The sequence below is a fragment of the Mesorhizobium sp. WSM4887 genome (genome assembly GCF_029625865.1).
Lineage (GTDB): Bacteria > Pseudomonadota > Alphaproteobacteria > Rhizobiales > Rhizobiaceae > Mesorhizobium.
In genome coordinates, this window is the sequence record NZ_JARTVP010000001.1 from 231,868 (window position 1) to 249,024 (window position 17,157).

General features: G+C 63.8%; 15 protein-coding genes. 7 read left to right on the top strand and 8 right to left on the bottom strand.

Translation table 11 applies throughout. The annotated features are described in order from the left end of the window. The first annotated feature begins 429 nt into the window (after positions 1-429). Together P9230_RS01115 and P9230_RS01120 are read left to right on the top strand one after the other, a co-directional pair. Positions 430-4,221, top strand: coding sequence for a vitamin B12-dependent ribonucleotide reductase (locus P9230_RS01115; RefSeq protein WP_278117057.1), 3,792 nt, complete (start codon positions 430-432; stop codon positions 4,219-4,221). A 160-nt stretch (positions 4,222-4,381) separates the two neighbouring features. Continuing rightward, entirely contained in the window at positions 4,382-4,753 is a 372-nt protein-coding gene (locus P9230_RS01120; RefSeq protein WP_278117059.1) for a VOC family protein, read from the top strand. 231 nt (positions 4,754-4,984) lie between these two features. Here P9230_RS01120 and P9230_RS01125 read toward each other — a convergent pair whose 3' ends face one another. From P9230_RS01125 to P9230_RS01140, 4 genes are all read right to left on the bottom strand, one after another. Continuing rightward, complete coding sequence (locus P9230_RS01125) at positions 4,985-5,467, bottom strand: DUF2314 domain-containing protein (RefSeq protein ID WP_278117061.1); 483 nt, start codon at positions 5,465-5,467, stop codon at positions 4,985-4,987. Between the two features lie 138 nt (positions 5,468-5,605). Next, positions 5,606-6,766: a GH25 family lysozyme gene (locus P9230_RS01130; protein WP_127217051.1), complete on the bottom strand. Its 1,161-nt coding sequence runs from the start codon at positions 6,764-6,766 to the stop codon at positions 5,606-5,608. A gap of 211 nt (positions 6,767-6,977) precedes the next feature. Beyond that, positions 6,978-7,763, bottom strand: coding sequence for a phosphodiester glycosidase family protein (locus P9230_RS01135; protein WP_095800824.1), 786 nt, complete (start codon positions 7,761-7,763; stop codon positions 6,978-6,980). A 53-nt stretch (positions 7,764-7,816) separates the two neighbouring features. Beyond that, a complete protein-coding gene (locus P9230_RS01140) occupies positions 7,817-8,689 on the bottom strand; it encodes an undecaprenyl-diphosphate phosphatase (protein ID WP_066995237.1) in 873 nt (290 codons plus the stop codon). A 186-nt stretch (positions 8,690-8,875) separates the two neighbouring features. On the opposite strand from P9230_RS01140, the gene P9230_RS01145 reads away from it, so the two are divergent. Next, positions 8,876-9,787 carry a hypothetical protein gene (locus P9230_RS01145; RefSeq protein ID WP_095800825.1) on the top strand — a complete coding sequence of 304 codons (912 nt, stop codon included), beginning with the start codon at positions 8,876-8,878 and terminating at the stop codon, positions 9,785-9,787. 40 nt (positions 9,788-9,827) lie between these two features. On the opposite strand, the gene P9230_RS01150 is transcribed toward P9230_RS01145, so the two are convergent. The 3 genes from P9230_RS01150 to P9230_RS01160 form a co-directional block, all read right to left on the bottom strand. After that, entirely contained in the window at positions 9,828-10,040 is a 213-nt protein-coding gene (locus P9230_RS01150; RefSeq protein WP_067328366.1) for a hypothetical protein, read from the bottom strand. Between the two features lie 154 nt (positions 10,041-10,194). Continuing rightward, positions 10,195-10,590 (bottom strand): GFA family protein, encoded by a 396-nt coding sequence (locus P9230_RS01155; protein ID WP_095779642.1) that lies wholly within the window; start codon positions 10,588-10,590, stop codon positions 10,195-10,197. Between the two features lie 132 nt (positions 10,591-10,722). Continuing rightward, positions 10,723-10,971, bottom strand: coding sequence for a ParB N-terminal domain-containing protein (locus tag P9230_RS01160; protein WP_095800826.1), 249 nt, complete (start codon positions 10,969-10,971; stop codon positions 10,723-10,725). Positions 10,972-11,115: 144 nt separating this feature from the next. Between P9230_RS01160 and P9230_RS01165 the strand changes: the two genes are divergently transcribed. From P9230_RS01165 to P9230_RS01180, 4 genes are all read left to right on the top strand, one after another. After that, entirely contained in the window at positions 11,116-12,756 is a 1,641-nt protein-coding gene (locus P9230_RS01165; RefSeq protein WP_278117065.1) for a N,N-dimethylformamidase beta subunit family domain-containing protein, read from the top strand. 1 nt (position 12,757) lies between these two features. Beyond that, positions 12,758-14,140, top strand: a complete 1,383-nt coding sequence (locus tag P9230_RS01170; protein ID WP_278117067.1) for an aspartate aminotransferase family protein — start codon at positions 12,758-12,760, stop codon at positions 14,138-14,140. A 224-nt stretch (positions 14,141-14,364) separates the two neighbouring features. Beyond that, a complete protein-coding gene (locus P9230_RS01175) occupies positions 14,365-14,862 on the top strand; it encodes a GNAT family N-acetyltransferase (RefSeq protein WP_278054259.1) in 498 nt (165 codons plus the stop codon). Further along, positions 14,859-15,887, top strand: coding sequence for a histone deacetylase family protein (locus tag P9230_RS01180; protein WP_278117069.1), 1,029 nt, complete (start codon positions 14,859-14,861; stop codon positions 15,885-15,887). Before P9230_RS01175 ends, P9230_RS01180 begins: the two co-directional genes overlap by 4 nt. 1 nt (position 15,888) lies before the next feature. Here P9230_RS01180 and P9230_RS01185 read toward each other — a convergent pair whose 3' ends face one another. After that, entirely contained in the window at positions 15,889-17,157 is a 1,269-nt protein-coding gene (locus P9230_RS01185; RefSeq protein ID WP_127243386.1) for a cysteine desulfurase-like protein, read from the bottom strand.

Below are 17,157 nucleotides of genomic sequence, written 5' to 3' on the forward strand. Positions count from 1 at the left end.
CGGAGAGTTCAGAGGCCGGTCTTTTTTCCCGGATTTTGTGCGTTTTGCCCACATTTCCGCCCGTTCACGAGGCCGGCGGAAGCGTTGGGAATGATGGGGCTTGGGTGGGCGAAAGGGAGAATTGTCGGGCTGGAAAAAATGATCTGTTAACACTATATTTAGTGTTTGCAGGCAGGCTCGACCCTAGATAGTGTGAACCTCCCTCTTCCGAGGGAATCGACAAAGTTTCAGTTTTGAGGGACCCGCGGGTCGGCCTGCAGCCTGGGTGAGCGCCTGGAAGGGCGTTTGCTTGTCTGCACGGTGCTGCCCGCGACGAGGAGAATGCCGGCGTCGCCTGCGATGCCGGCAAACGGCGGACCGTGCTTTTCGCCTGGCGGGGCAGCAATCCCTGGGGAAAAGCGCTATATGTAGACAAAAGGGACCGGACCAATGCGCATCGAGCGTCGCTTCACCAAGCCAGACCAAGCAGGTCAAGAAGGGGCAGCTTACGCGGAGATCGAATTCCGCAAGGCCCTGTCGGAGATCAAGAATCCCGACGGCTCGGTGGTGTTTCGCCTCGATAACATCGATGTGCCGGCGCAGTTCAGTCAGGTCGCGGCCGACATCCTGGCCCAAAAATATTTCCGCAAGGCCGGCGTCCCGGCGCGCCTGAAGAAGGTCGAGGAGAACGACGTCCCCTCCTTCCTGTGGCGTTCGGTTGCCGACGAGGCCGAACTCGCCAAGCTCCCCGAGGCCGAGCGCTATGGTTCGGAAACCGATGCTCGCCAGGTCTTCGACCGGCTGTCCGGCACCTGGACCTATTGGGGCTGGAAGGGCGGCTACTTCAAGTCCGAAGAAGATGCCCGCGCTTTCCGCGACGAGCTTGCCTATATGCTGGCCACTCAGCGCGTGGCGCCGAACTCGCCGCAATGGTTCAACACCGGCCTGCACTGGGCCTATGGCATCGACGGGCCGAGCCAGGGTCACTTCTATGTCGACCCCTTCACCGGCAAGCTGACCAAGTCGAAGTCGGCTTACGAGCATCCGCAGCCGCATGCCTGCTTCATCCAGAGCGTTCAGGACGACCTCGTCAACGAGGGCGGCATCATGGACCTGTGGGTGCGTGAGGCGCGCCTGTTCAAATACGGCTCCGGCACCGGCTCGAACTTCTCGATGCTGCGCGGCGAAGGCGAGAAGCTGTCCGGCGGCGGCCGCTCGTCCGGCCTGATGAGCTTCCTCAAGATCGGCGATCGCGCGGCGGGCGCCATCAAGTCGGGCGGCACCACGCGCCGCGCCGCCAAGATGGTCATCGTCGACGCCGACCATCCCGACATCGAGGACTTCATCGACTGGAAGGTCAATGAGGAGCAGAAGGTCGCCTCGCTGGTGACCGGCTCGAAGATCGTCAAGAAGCACCTCGAAGCGATCATGAAGGCCTGCGTCAATTGCGAAGGCAATGGCGACGACTGCTTCGACCCGGCCCTCAACACCGCGCTGAAGCGCGAGATCAAGGCGGCCAAGAAGGACGCCGTGCCGGAGAACTACATCTATCGCGTCATCCAGTTCGCCCGCCAGGGCTACACCTCGATGTCGTTCAAGACCTACGACACCGACTGGGACTCTGACGCCTATCTCACCGTTTCCGGCCAGAACTCCAACAACTCGGTGTCGCTGAAGGACAATTTCCTGCGCGCCGTCGAGGCCGACGGCGACTGGCAGCTCACCGCCCGCAAGGATGGCAAGGTGCTGAAGACGCTGAAGGCGCGGGATCTGTGGGAAAAGATCGGTTATGCCGCGTGGGCGTCCGCCGATCCCGGCCTGCATTTCAACACGACGATGAACGACTGGCACACCTGCGCCTCCGCCGGTGCGATCCGGGCCTCCAACCCATGCTCGGAATACATGTTCCTCGACGACACGGCCTGCAATCTCGCCTCGATCAACCTCCTGCCCTACCGCAAGGAAGACGGCACGATCGACATCGCCGCTTACGAGCACACCGTTCGGCTGTGGACCGTCGTGCTCGAGATCTCCGTGATGATGGCGCAGTTCCCGTCCAAGGAGATCGCCAAGCTCTCCTACGACTACCGCACGCTCGGCCTCGGCTACGCCAACATCGGCGGCCTGTTGATGACGTCCGGCATTCCCTACGACTCCGACGAGGGCCGCGCGATCTGCGCCGCGCTCACCGCCATCATGACCGGAACCGCCTATGCGACCTCGGCCGAAATGGCTTCCGAGCTCGGCGCCTTCCCGGACTATGACCGCAACGCCCAGAACATGCTGCGCGTCATGCGCAACCACCGCCGTGCCGCCTATGGCGACAAGGATGGCTACGAGAAGCTCGCCGTCAATCCGGTGCCGCTGGTCGCCTCCGACCTGAAGCAGCAGGCGCTGGCCGAGCATGCCCGCGCCGCCTGGGATCGCGCCATCGAGCTCGGCGAGGAGCATGGCTATCGCAACGCGCAGGCGACCGTCATCGCGCCGACCGGCACGATCGGCTTGGTCATGGACTGTGACACCACCGGCATCGAACCCGACTTCGCGCTGGTGAAGTTCAAGAAGCTCGCCGGCGGCGGCTACTTCAAGATCATCAACCGCGCGGTGCCGGAAGCACTGCGCACGCTCGGCTATTCCGAAAGCCAGATCGCCGAGATCGAGGCCTATGCCGTCGGCCATGGCAACCTCAACCAGGCGCCCGGCATCAACCCGTCTTCGCTGAAGGCCAAGGGCTTCACCGATGAGAAGATCGCGGCGCTGAATGCGGCGCTGAAGTCGGCCTTCGACATCAAGTTCGTGTTCAACCAGTGGACGCTCGGCGCCGATTGGGTGAAAGAGACGCTCGGCTTCACCGACGAGCAGCTTTCCGACTTTTCCTTCGAGATGCTGCCGGCGCTGGGCTTCTCCAAGAAGGACATCGACGCGGCCAACATCCATGTCTGCGGTGCGATGACGCTCGAAGGGGCGCCGTTCCTCAAGGCCGAGCACCTGCCAGTGTTCGACTGCGCCAGCCCCTGCGGCAAGATCGGCAAGCGCTCGCTGTCGATCCAGAGCCACATCCTGATGATGGCCGCGGCGCAGCCCTTCATCTCGGGCGCCATCTCCAAGACCATCAACATGCCGAACGAGGCGACGGTCGAGGACGCCAAGAACGCCTACATGCTGTCCTGGAAGCTGGCGCTGAAGGCCAACGCGCTCTATCGCGACGGCTCGAAGCTGTCGCAGCCGCTCAATGCCTCGCTGCTCGCCGACGGCGAGGAGGACGAGGACGAGGCGGTCGAGCAGCTGATTGCGGCGCCCGCCGCGCAGCGCGCCGTGCAGGTGACGGAAAAGATCGTCGAGCGCGTCATCGAGCGTCTCTACCGCGACCGCGAGAAGCTGCCGAACCGCCGCAAGGGCTACACGCAGAAGGCGGTCGTCGGCGGCCACAAGGTGTATCTCAGGACCGGCGAGTTCGACGACGGCCGCCTCGGCGAGATCTTCATCGACATGCACAAGGAAGGCGCCGCATTCCGCGCCATGATGAACAACTTCGCCATCGCCATCTCGCTCGGCCTGCAATATGGCGTGCCGCTCGACGAATATGTCGAGGCCTTCACCTTCACCAAGTTCGAGCCGGCCGGCATGGTGCAGGGCAATGACGCGATCAAGAACGCGACGTCGATCCTCGACTACGTGTTCCGCGAGCTTGCCGTGTCCTATCTCGGCCGCCACGACCTCGCCCATGTCGACCAGTCGGACTTCGACAAGACGGCGCTCGGCCGCGGCATCACCGAAGGCAAGGCGACGCCCTTCTCCAAGGGCCTCTATCGCGGTGCCTCGCCGGTGAAGCTGGTGTCGGCTGCCGGTTCGGACCCCAAGGGCTTTGGCGGCTCAGCCCCGACGACCGCCCCTGCCCGCGCGGCGCCCACCGCCTTTGCCGGCTCCAACGTGCTGGCATTGAAGCCGGCAAGCGACGAGGCCCTTGCCTACAAGCGCGACTATGAGGAGCGCGCCAGGGAACTGGCCGAGGAGATGGTGGAAGAGGAAGCCGAGGCCGCCGGCGGCGCCGAGGCGTTCTTCACCGACGCCGCCGCCAACGAGGCCGCCGAGGCCAAGAAGCTAGCCGCCACCCGTCGCCAGCAGTCCTTGCTCCAGGGTTACACCGGCAACGAATGTTCGGAGTGCCACAACTTCACCATGGTGCGGAACGGCACCTGCGAGAAGTGCGACACGTGTGGTTCGACGAGCGGGTGCAGCTGAGGCCCGATGCCGCCAAGGCTGACAGTCAGCGAAGTTATTCGCAAGCTGGAGGCCGATGGCTGGTATCTGGTTGCAACCAAATGCAGCCATCGCCAATATAGATCAAAGCCGGCCGCGTCATCGTGGCCGGCCGCACTGGCCTGATTGTCCAAGGCCTTCCATGATCGATCACATCACTCTCGAAGTGAGCGACCTCGAACAGAGCAAGCTCTTCTACGAAAAGGCTTTTGCGCCGTTGGGGTATCGCCTCGCTTTCGGCAAGGAAGGCGTGTTCTGGGCCTTCGATGTCGGCAATGGCTGCCTGTTCGAGATCCAGAGCACCGGCGAGAAGCCGCCGCTCACCCATCTTCATGTCGCTTTCCGGGTGAAGGGCAAGGCGGAGGTCGATGCGTTCTATAGGGCGGCGCTGGAGGCAGGTGCCGCGGACAATGGCGCGCCCGGGCCGCGTCCGGACTACGCGGCGAACTACTACGCCTGCTTCGTGCTTGATCCCGACGGTTACAACATCGAGGCGGTGATCAACGAGGCGTGACGGGCGATGCCCTTCGGCTTCGTCATTCTAGGGCGGAGCAAGGAGCGAAGCGACGCAGCGCAGACCCTAGAATCCATGCCGTTACATCAAGGCGCTGCGGCGTTTCAGAATTCTGCACGCTGCGCCCTACGGCAATGGTCACGGCATGGGTCCTCGGGTCAAGCCCGAGGACGACGAAAGCGCGATGGACGGCCTCTCCTCAGCTCTTGTGGGGAGAAGGGAGCGCCGCCTTCAATCCTTGAACGTGATCCCGTATTTCGCGGCCTGTTCCTTCGGCATGTCGGCCAGCGCCTGGCGTACCGTGTAGCCACCATAGACGTCGCTGCCGTTGCGGATCATCCAGTCTTCGACATCGGCCTCGGCAACCGTCATGCGGTCGCCCATCTTGTACTGGTTGCCGTTGACGGGCTTGTCGGCCAGCAATCCGACGAAGCGGCCGTCGCTGAAAGCCACAAGCTGCATCCAGATATGCTCGGTGGCGCCGTTCTGGGTCAGCGGGAACTTGACCGTATAGGCGCCAGGCGTGCGGGCGGCCATCAACTCATGGAAGCGGGGTAGCGTCGAGTGGCCCTTGCCCTTAGCGCCCTGCATCGCCTCGTCGGTGGTTGAATAGGCGACCACATTGGCGTTGGGCGTATTGCTGCGCAGGTGCGAATTGAAAAATCCGTAGCCGACGGCGGCCACCACAGCGGCAGTGACAATCAGTTTGCGCATAGACCCCTCCAAGACGCGATCACGAACACGTTACCGGAAAGCCGTTGCCGCGCCGCTAAGGGAGACGGTGAGTCGATGGTTAGAGAAATCCTGAAATTGCCGTCGATCGCCGCCCCGCGCCGGGTGAAGCATACGGCCTCAATTCGCGTCGGCCACCACCTCGCCGCCGCCCAGCCACCTGCGCCACTGCCGCTCGTCGCCGTGGAAGACATTGAGGTCGATGCGGCCGCTCACGCCATGCGACAGGCCGGAGCCCGAATATTGCCAGAACAGCCAGTTGCGGCCCGGATAGACCTTTGACGGATGGGCGGCCACCGCGCGCAGCCAGAACGGATAGTCGAGAAATGCACCACGCAGATTGTCGCGATAAAAATCCGGCGACGTGTAGATGATGGGCCGCTGGCCGTAGTGGCGCTCCAGCTTGTCCATGAACACCTGCATCTTCTCCAGCACCTTCTGGCGCGAAGGCCGGCGCTTGCAGGAGGACTCGCCGTTCCACTCGACATCGATGACCGGCGGCAGCGCGCCCTGGACTCGCGGCACGTTGCGGATGAACCAGTCGGCCTGCTCGCCGGCGGTGCGGCACCAGTAGAAGAAATGATAGGCGCCGCGCTTCAGCCCGGCGGCATCGGCGCCGCGCCAGTTTTTCATGAACATCGGATCGAGATGGTCGCCGCCGTCGGTCGCCTTGATGTAGGCGAAGTTGGCGCCCTGGGCGCGCAGCTTTTGCCAGTTGATATTGCCCTGCCAGCGCGACACGTCGACGCCATGGACGGCAAGGTGCCTGGGCGAGGCGCGGCCGAAATTGATCGGCTTGGCATCGCGAAAGGCATAGCGGGTAACAGGGCCAGCCAGCATCGCGGGCGCTGCGCGGGACAGCCGCTTCGGCGGCGAGACGAGTGCTGCGGCCTCGACCGGAGGCTCGACCGTATCCGGCAGGTCCGGCGCCGGGAATGCCACCGTCTCTTCCTCGGCCAAGCCAAAGGGACGCGAATTCTCGACGTCAAGACGCGAGTTCTCGCCCCCTGGACGCGCGTTGTCCTCGTCAACACGAGCATTCTGGTCGCCAGGCAGGGACGCCGGCGGCCTGATGCGCGCGGCGCCCGCCATGGAAACGGTCTCCACCGTCATCGCAGCGTCGGCGGTCTTCACTGCCTTCGTTACCGGCGCGCTCGGCCGCACGACCGAACTGGTCGTCTCGTTCGACGGCATCTGCAAGGCATCAACGCCCGAGGTAGACGAGCAGCCGGCAAGGCAAAGCCCTGCAAGCACGAAACTGACGACGCCAAAAATCCGCATCTTGACCTGTACGCAAAACAAAACAGACCGAGGGCCGAAACAGCGCCGCCGGAAGCCCCATTCCTAATGAGAAATTACCAACAAAGTTTGAATCAAAATTTACCTTTGGTTCGGCGGGGCGATTCGCCAGGCAAGCCGACAATAAAAGCTCCGCCTTTGTTTCCACGCAATTTCCGAACGGCACACCGCTTCTCGGTTTTCCTCGAATTGCTCAGCGCCTGAACACGCCGATCATCGGCCCGAGATTCCAGAAATCGTCGTTGCGGCCAATAGCCGGCGCATAGAGGCTGGAGATCGACCCGTCGAGGAAGAGCGCGTTGGGACAGTCGAGCTCGTCGCGGAACAGGCGCGCGAATTCGTGGAAAGTCACCACGTCGTTCGAGATGGCGAAGACGACGACGCCGTCGCCACGCACGCCGACGCCATCGCGGATTTTTCGCGAAGGGCTGTCGGCCTGGAATTTCGGATGCAGCTTTCCGTCGATCACCAGCATCGGCCCGGACTGGGTGGCATAGTCCACCTTCGGGGAACGCTTCAGATAATCCTTCGTCGCGCGAACGCCGGCCTTGCCGTCGCTAAGATAGAAGACGCCGTTGGGCTGCATCGAGAAATTGCCGGAGCCGGCCCCGGTCTTCGCCGACGCGATCTGCTGCCCGCGCTCGACATAGAGACCGACAGGCGCGAGATTGGGATGGTACATGCCGGCATTGATGCCGAAGAGCATGGTGCGTCCGGCCGCCTGCTGCGCGCTTCGAAGATTGTGCAGCGACTGGTAGAGCTTGCCGTCGGGATCCTTCCAGAACAGCTCGATCGAGTAATGCTTCGGGTCCGTCTCGCAGACGAGATAGGTCGCGGTCTCGAAGGTGTGATTGCGGCACGGCGGCAGCGCTGCGACCCATTGGCTGAGCCCCAGGCCCGCACCGACTACTGCCGGCACCGCCGATTTCACCAGCGCTGCCAGCAACGGCAGCGATTGCAGCAGCGTTGCAATGTCCATAGCGCACCCGAAGCAAGGTTCAGGTGCCGGTATAGCGGATTCGGTGAAAGCCTCTAGCTCAGCCAGCCGACGGCGACGCCGATCAGCAGCACGACGCCGAGCAGGCCGCGATAGATGACGAAGGGCCAGGCGGAAAAGCGCTCGAGCACGCGCATCAGTCCCCATATGGCGAAGAAGGCGGAAATCGAAGCGACGACGAGGCCGACCGCCAGGACCGACCAGCCATAAGCGCCGAGGTGAATCTTGTGCAGTTCCCAAAGCTCCTTCAGGCCTGCCAACGCGATGGCCGGCAGGCCGAGCAGGAAGGAAAGCCGCGCCGCCTCCGGGCGGGCATAGCCAAGACCCAGCGCCGCCGTCAGCGTCGATCCCGAGCGCGACACGCCGGGAATGAGCGCGCCGACCTGGGCCACGCCGACGAGCAAGGCGTCGAGCACGGACACCTTGTCCAGGGTCAGCCTGTGGCGGGCATAGATTTCCGACAGCGCAAGCAGCACGGCCATGGCGATGCAGGCCCAGCCGATCACGGCCAGCCCGCGCAACGGCGAGTTGCAGGCATTGAGCACGCTGGATAGCGCGAGGCCGGCGATGACGATCGGAACGGTGGCAAGCACGATGCCGATCGCCAGGCGGAAATAGCGGTTGGCATAGTCGCGGCGCGTGAGCGCCGCCAGCGACCCCACCGCGACTTCCCTGACGTCGCTCCAGAAATAGCTGATCACCGCGGCAAGGGCCGCGAGTTGCATAGCCGCAGAAAAGGCCGAGCCCGGGTCCTGCCAGCCAAGCACGGCGGGCACGACGCGCATATGCGCCGTCGAAGAGATCGGCAGCAGTTCGGTGATGCCTTGCACGATGCCGAGAAACGCCACCTTGGCGTAGCCCAGGCTGACAAAGCCGGTGTCCAATCCCTGCGTGCAGACGTCCGTCATCCCTGTCCTTTCCCCGGCGAAAATGAATTGTTATGCGCAAACCCCCTCAAGGGCAGGCTTAGCCTCATGGTACGGCGAAGCCAATTCACGGATTTGTAAGGTGCCGCTTATCCTGCTTGACAACAGGCGCTTCCATATTATCATGCGCTAATCTTACACTGTAAGGCAGATCGGAGGAGGACTAGCATGTCGACTGCCGCCCTCTCGGAACTGCAGCCGGTCGTCCCGCCGGTGTCGCACCATCCGGAAATCGGGATCGAGGAGGTCTCGCGTGATTTGAGCCGCGCCATCGAGCGCGCAGAGGTCAATGCCTGGCTCGATCTCTACGATGCCGCGCCCACGGAATTCGCCGCGCGGCACGGCTTGTCGCTCGCCCGCGACGGCGACCTCGTCTGGACCACCTGCACGACGATCCCGTTCATCCATTTCAACTGCGTGAAGAACATCGGCGTCGACGGCCCGGCCACGGAAGATCAGCTCGATTCGCTGCTGGCGCATTACCGCGCTGCCGGCATCTTGCGGCCGTGGTTCTGCACAAGCCCGCACACCGAGCCTTCCCGGCTGCGCTGCTGGCTGGAAGCGCGCGGGCTCCAGCATCAGAGCGGCTGGGAACGAATTTTTCGCGTCGCAACGCCGCTGCCTGCCGAGCCGCTGTTCCCGGCAGACGATCTGTCGGTCGAAGAGGTTACGTCCAAGACCGCTCCCGAATGGGCCTCCTTCATCGATGCGAAGTACAGGCTGCCCACCTCGCCCTGGCTCATCGCGCTGGTCGGCCGCGAGGGTTGGCGTCACTACATGCTGAAACGCGATGGCGCCGTGGCTGCCGTGCGTTCAATGTTCATCTCGGATGGCGCCGCCTGGAGCGGGATCGACGCCCCGGTGCCTGGCATCATGGCGCCGAGCTTCGACCTCGACGCCATGCTTGGCGAAAGGCTGGTCCGCGACGGCATAGCCGCCGGCGCAAGACTGTTCGTCGCCGACATCGAGGCGCCGCGCCCCGAACGCCACGGTCCGGCCTACCGCAACTACGCCCGGCTCGGCTTCAAAATTGCCTATCTCCGCAGTCATTACAGCTATTTGCCGGCGCATTCGAGCTGATCGGAAAGACCTAAAGCGCGTCAGTTCGGCGCGACGCGCTTTAGCGGTACAGCCATTGCTTCAGGCAGCTTCTGGCCACGATATGCGCCGGCGGCAGCACCGGCTGGTCGAAGCGGGAATCGTCGGCAGCCCTGTCGCGAGCCTTTTCCAAGAGCAGGCGAAGCTCGGCCGGGCGCACGCGGTCTCGCTCCATCACGAGTTGGATCATCGGGTCGTTCAAAAGCTCGTCCAGGGGGTTGCTGCTCTCGCTCATCCGTCGCCTCCTCGATGCCTTCCCGCGTGGCGCTTTAGATAGGCAGCCAATGATGGCCCGCCAATGACGCTTTGCCGGCTATCTCGTGAATCGAAGATGAAATTTTTGTGCAGGCATTCTTCCTTCTCCCATTGTTGTGGGAGATCGGAAAACTCTATGCCGGCGGTGCCCCCTCATATTGCGGCAGGCCGTCATCCAGCCGCACCCAAGGCTGCTTCGAAGCGGTCCAGAAATGCATATCGGGCTTGAACGCGGACGGATCGTCGAGCGAGCCGGATGTGACGCCGAGAATGCCCCTGGAGTCACGTCGCGAAAAGATCGTCGTGCCGCAAGCCGGGCAGAAGCCACGCTTGAGGTCCGGCGAGGAATTGACCGTCGCCACCGGCCCCTCGATCGTGACATCATCGATGCGAAACAGGAGCCGCGCATTGAAGGCGGCGCCGATCGCCTTCTGGCACAGCCGGCAATGGCAGACGCGCTCGTTGATTGGTTCGGCCTCGGCGCGATAGCGCACTGCGCCGCACAGGCATCCGCCCTGGTATTTCGCCATGTCCAAGTACCCGATTGACAGGAAGGCCGGCACGGTAGCGGCGAACATCGCAGCGTCAATTAAAAAGCATTGATAGGACGCGATCGCTCACGGTGATGCAGGGGCCGACACGGCAACCGATAGGGAATGGCGTCAGTGGCGGCGCGCCTGGACGAGATAGGCGTCGATCTCGGTTTCGCCGAGCCATTTGGCGGCTTCCAGCCGGTGCAGCCCCTCGATCAGGACATGGCGCTTGCCGTCGTGGCGCACCTGGATCGGGGTCTTCATGCCGTTCTCGAGGATATCCTCGGCAAGATGGCGCACCGTCTCCGGATGCAGCGTCTTGCGCCTCGCCATCGGCACATAGATGTCGTCGACCTTGACCCTTTGCACGCGCAGCATCTTGGCTCCCGGCGTTCAAACATCGCCTGAAGATCAAATAAGCCGTTTGCCGGATAAGGCCAAGCGCCTGCTGGCCCGATCGTTTCCGTTTGACGCTTGGCCGTCCTACGGTCTCAATGGCGACCTCTTGGTTTCGGTTTTTCCATGACGCAACGGCCCGCCGACTTTCCCGATTTCGGACTGACGCCCGAGCAGCGCCGGGAGGCGGTGCGCGGGCATTATTACGAGTGGCCCGGCATGGATGGCTCGAGCGGCGAGATCTGGTGCTACAGCGACCGCTTTTCCTATCGTCCGGGCGAGACGGTGACGCTTTTCGTCAGCTCGACGGCCCCGCAATTCAGGATTGTCATCGTCCGCGACGGCGGCGATGAAACCAAGGTCTTCGATGGGTCGGGACTGTCGGCGCGCTGGCAGGAAACGCCCGAGCAATGTTCGGTCGACGGCTGCGGCTGGGAAGCCTCGTTCGAATTCCGCATCGGCGATGACTGGCCGTCGGGAGCTTACCGTGTCAGGCTTTCGGCTGAAGGGCCGGACGGCACGCCGATCGAGAGCCACCACCTCTTCATCGTCGCGCCCCTGCCCGGCCGCAAGCCTGGTCGCCTGCTGCAGATCGCCGCGACCGGCACCTGGCTCGCCTATAACACCTGGGGCGGCTCCAACCACTATCAGGGCATCACCGGCCCGAACCGCGACCGATATGCCACGATGGTCTCCACGCAGCGCCCTTGGTGCCGCGGCTTCGTCGTGCTGCCCAAGGATGCACCGCGCGTGCCCCTGGAAGTCGCTGTGCCGCCGAAGACCGTGCCGCGTTATCCGCATATGGAATGGGCCTTTGCCACGGGACATTCGAAGAAATACGCGTCTTCCGGCTGGGCAAGCTACGACAGCCATTTCTTCCGCTTTGCCGAACGCGCCGGATATCAGGTCGACCTCGCCAGCCAGCACGAGCTGCACTTCTCGCCGGAAATCCTCGACGGCTATGATTGCGTCGTCTTCGTCGGCCACGACGAATACTGGACCTGGGAGATGCGCGACGCGGTGGACGCTTATGTCGAGCGCGGTGGCCACGCGGCGCGCTTCGCCGGCAATTTCATGTGGCAGACCAGGCTGGAGGACGAGGGCCGACGCCAGGTTTGCTACAAATACCGGGCGCGGGCCGAAGACCCGGCCTATCGCGGCGGCGACATCACCCGCGCCACCAATTCCTGGGAAGCGCCGGAGATCGGCCGTCCGGGCAGCGCTACCTTCGGCCTCAACGCGACGCGTGGCGTCTATGCCGGCTGGGGCGGCTGCGCGCCGCGCGGTGTGCGCGGCTTCCCGGTCTACCGCCCCGAGCACTGGGCCTTCGCCGGCACCGGCATCTATTATGGCGACCTGCTTGGCGCCGATAGCCATGTCTATGGCTATGAGGTCGACGGGCTCGATTTCGAAATACGCGGCGGCCTGCCCTACCCGACTGAAGAGAGCGGCGCGCCGGACGGCTTGCAGGTGCTGGCCGTCGGCCTGGCGAGTCAGGTCGAGGAAAGCGCCGACATTCCGATCGAAGACCAGTTCCTCACCGACGAGGACGGCCGCTTCACCGCCGAGACTTTGTTCGGCGAGGCCAGCGACGCCAATCTCGATAAGGTCAAGCGCGGCAACGGCATGATCGTCAATTTCCCGCGCCGCAAGGGCGAAGTCTTCCACGCCGGAAGCTGCGAATGGGTCGCCGGCCTGCTAAGGCAGGACGCGATGGTCGAACGCGTCACCAAGAATGTTCTCGACCGCTATCTCGGAAAGTCCTGACATGCCGACACCGGAAGTGCAGCCCTCGCCTGAAGCCGAAGCGCGGCCGCCGTCGCATTTGTTCTATCTCTCCAGCCTGCGCCGGCCACTCGTCGACCGCGCCGAGGGCATCTATTTCTGGACCAAGGACGGCCGCCGCTTCATCGACGGTTCAAGCGGACCGATGGTCGCCAATATCGGCCATTCCAACCGCAACGTGCTCGACGCCATGAAGCGGCAGATGGACAAGACCACCTTCGCCTATCGGCTTCATTTCGAGAACGAACCGGCGGAAGAACTGGCGCGGGCACTGGCTCACAAGCTGCCCGAAGGCATGGACCGCATCTTCTTCGTCTCGGGCGGCTCGGAAGCGACCGAATCCTGCATCAAACTCGCCCGGCAATGGGCGGTCGCCACCGGGCAGCCGAAGCGCTGGAAGGTGATCACCCGCTTCCCGTCCTATCACGGTGGCACGCTGGGTTCGCTCGCCATCACCGGCGACGACGCGCTTGCCGAGACTTTTACGCCGTTGATGCGGGTGATGCCGACGGTGCCGGCGCCTGCCGCCTGGCGCGATCGCGACAACCTCTCGATGGAGCAGCGCGGCATCCGTTATGCCGACATGCTCGAAGACAAGATACAGGCCGAGGGCCCGGAAAGCGTGCTCGCCTTCATCATGGAACCCGTCGGCGGCGCGGCAACGGCAGCCCTTGTCGCGCCCGACAGCTACTATGCGCGCATCCGCGAGATCTGCGACCGCTACGGCATCCTGCTCATCCATGACGAGGTGATGAGCGGTGCCGGCCGCACCGGTAAATTTTTGGGCGGCGACCATTGGAACTGCAAGCCGGACATCGTCGCGCTGTCAAAAGGGCTGGGCTCCGGCTATGCGCCGCTCGGCGCGCTGGCGGCTCCCATGCGACTGGTCGAGCCGCTGCTCGCCTCCGGCGGCTTCCAGCACGGCCACACCTACGCCGGCAATCCGCTTGCCTGTGCGGCCGGCCTTGCGGTGCTGAGCGAAATGGACCGGCTCGATCTCATCGCCAACGCCGCCACCATGGGGGATGTGCTGATCGCAGAATTGAAGGCGTTGCAGAAGCGTTTCCCTTTCATCGCCGACGTGCGCGGCAAGGGCTTGCTGCTCGGCGCCGAGATGGTCGCCGATCCGGAGACGCTGACGCCGATCGCGCCGGCGAAAAAGGCAACGCAGCGCCTGCTCGACCACGCCTATGCGCGCGGCCTGATCATCTATGGCCGCAAGGTCAAGGGCGGCGTCGACGGCGACAATTTCATGGTGGCGCCGCCGATGATCATCACGCGCGAGCAGATCGGCGAGATGATCGCCATCATCGGCGACTCGCTCGAGGCGCTGGCGGAGGAACTCGATCTGCCGGCTGCAGGCTGAGGGTGAAATGGCGCTGTGAGACGTCCTGAGATGTTCGCGATCCTTCGCTCCCCCCTCTGGCCGGCCGGCCATCTCCCCCACGAGGGGGGAGATCCGATGTCGCTGTCGCTTTCGCCAATCGCCGACGTTGCAGGAACCGCGCCGTCGGTGCACCTGCTGATCTCCCCCGTTGCGGGGGAGATGTCCGGCGGGACAGAGGGGGGTGCCCAGGCGCCATACTTGTCGTGAGCACAATTATCCTCCGCCCCGGCCAAATCGAGGATGCCGAAACCATCCATGCCGCCTTGCTGCGCCTCGGTACCCACATCGGCGCGCATCAAGAGATCACCTCGACACCGGATGACCTCCGCCGCTACGGCTTCGGCGCAAAGCCCGCCTTTTCGACCTTGATCGCCGAGGTCGACGGCGAGTTTGCCGGGCTCTGCCTGCACTTTCCGATCTTTTCGACCTGGATGGGCCGGCCCGGGGTCTTTGTGCAGGACCTCTATGTCGAGGACCGCTTTCGCGGCCGCCGCATCGGTGAGAAGCTGTTGCGGCGCGTGGCCAAGGAGTGTCGCGCTGCAGGCGGCGTCTATCTCAGGCTCTCCGTCGACACCGATAACGAAACCGCGAAGACCTTCTATGAAAAGCTCGGCATCGGCTGGTCGAGCTACGAGCAGGTGCACAAGATTGTCGGCGAGGCCTTTTTTGCCTTTGCCGACGCGCCGGAGGACGAACGATGAAAGCCTTCTATGCCGATGAACAGAAGCGCCATGACCCGAAGGCCTTCCTTTCCAGCGGCGCGCCGCAACCCAATCCGGAAAAGCCGGAACGGGTCGAGAGATTGCTAGCCGGCGCAAGATCGGCCGGTGTGACGATCGAACGGCCCAACGACCATGGCCTTGGGCCGATCGCCGCCGTGCATACGCCCGAATATCTCGACTTTCTCGAGCACATCTTCGCGCGCTGGCAACGCATCGATGGCGCCTCGGCGGAGGTCATCCCGAACATCCATCCAATCGGCCGCGGCGGCTCCTACCCGGCCTCGGCGGTCGGCCAGGCCGGCTATCATATGGCCGACACCGCCTGCCCGATCTCGGTAGAGACCTGGAACAGTGCGCTCTGGAGCGCCTGGAGCGCAGTGGAAGCCGCCGAAGCCGTGATGGCCGGCGCGACGGCGGCTTACGCGCTCTGCCGCCCGCCTGGCCATCACGCCTTTGCCGACGTGGCGGGCGGCTTCTGCTTCATCAACAATTCGGCGGTCGCCGCGCAGGTGCTGAGAAAGGACGCGGGACGCGTCGCCATACTCGATGTCGACCTGCATCACGGCAACGGCACGCAGGGAATCTTTTACGCCCGGCCGGATGTTCTGACCGTCTCGCTGCATGCCGATCCGGTGCGCTTCTACCCCTTCTTCTGGGGCCATGCCGACGAGCGCGGCGAAGGGGCGGGCCTCGGCTACAACCTCAACCTGCCGCTGCCGCGCAAATCCGGCGACGCGGCCTTTCTGGAAGGGCTGAAAACAGCCTTCCGGCGCATCCGTGCCTTCGCGCCGGAAGCGCTGGTTGTCGCGCTCGGCCTCGACGCATTCGAAGGCGATCCGTTCGGAGGCCTTTCGGTGACGACGCCCGGCTTCGCGCGCATCGGCGAGGCGATCGCCGGCCTTGGCCTGCCGACGGTCATCATCCAGGAGGGCGGCTACCTCTGCGATGCGCTCGGCGACAACCTCACCGCTTTCCTGACCGGCTTTGGCGGGAAGAAAGGATAGTTCAGGCGCGCTGCTGCCTCAGCATTGCAATGACGCGATGTACGCTTTCCAGCGTCTCGTCGATCTCTGCGGCCGTGTTGTAATGCGCGATGCCGATGCGCACGACGCCCTGCTCCGGCGGAATGCCGAGTTGGTGGACGATCTCCCATGCATAGTTGTGGCCGGACCACAGGAAGATGTTCTCGGCATTCATCTGTCGCACGATCGTTTCCGGCGCGATGCCCTCTACCGTGAAGGAAATTGTCGGCACGCGATCGCCGAAGCGTTCCGGGTCGGTAATGCCGCGGATAGTCAGCCCCTCGATGTCCGACAAGCCCTCGATCAACTGCCGGGCGAGCGCGTTCTCGTAAGCGATCGACACTTCGAAGGCTCTCGCTATCCGCTGCCGCCGCGAACCGCCCTCGCCGGCTGCGGCGCCGAGATCGGCGAAGTAGTCGACCGCTGCGGTCAACCCAGCCATCAGCTCGATCTGCGGCGTGCCGAGCTCGAATCTTTCCGGCAGGTGGTTGGACGAGCAGCGGCATTTGTAGGGTTTCAGCGCATCGATGACGTCGCGGCGGCCCCACAATATACCCATATGCGGCCCGAAGAATTTATAGGCCGAGCAGACCAGGAAATCGCAGCCCAGCGCCTGAACGTCGATCAGCCCGTGCGGCGCGAATTGCACCGCGTCGACATAGACCAGCGCCCCGGCCTGCTTGGCGAGTGCCGTCAGCTCGCTCACGCGGTTGATCGAGCCGGTGAGGTTCGAGGCATAGTTCAGCGCCACAAGCCGCGTCCTTTCCGAAAGCAGCGCCTTCAGCCGCGCTTCCTCGACCTGCCAGCTCTTGTCGTCGAAGGGCAGGAAACGCACGACAAGGCCGAGATCCTCTGCAAGCTGCAGCCAGGGCGAGACATTGCCCTCGTGGTCCATGCGCGTGAGGATGATCTCGTCGCCCGGCTTCATCGTCCGGCCGAGTGTGCGCGACATGTGGTAGGTCAGCGTCGTCATATTGGCGCCGATGATGATTTCCTCGACGCTTGCCGCACCGAGAAAATCGGCCATCGCCGCATGCGCATCATCGACCACCTGCTGCGCCGCGACCGTCGTTTCGAAGAAGCCGCCGAGGTTGGCGTTTGTCGTTAGCAGGCAGCGCGAGACCGCATCCGCCACCGCCTGCGGCACCTGGGTTCCGGCGGGATTGTCGAGATAGATGCGACGGCGGCCCTTATCGGTCAGCGAAAGTGCTGGAAACCGTCCGCGCACGAGCTCGATCGGAAAATCTGCCAT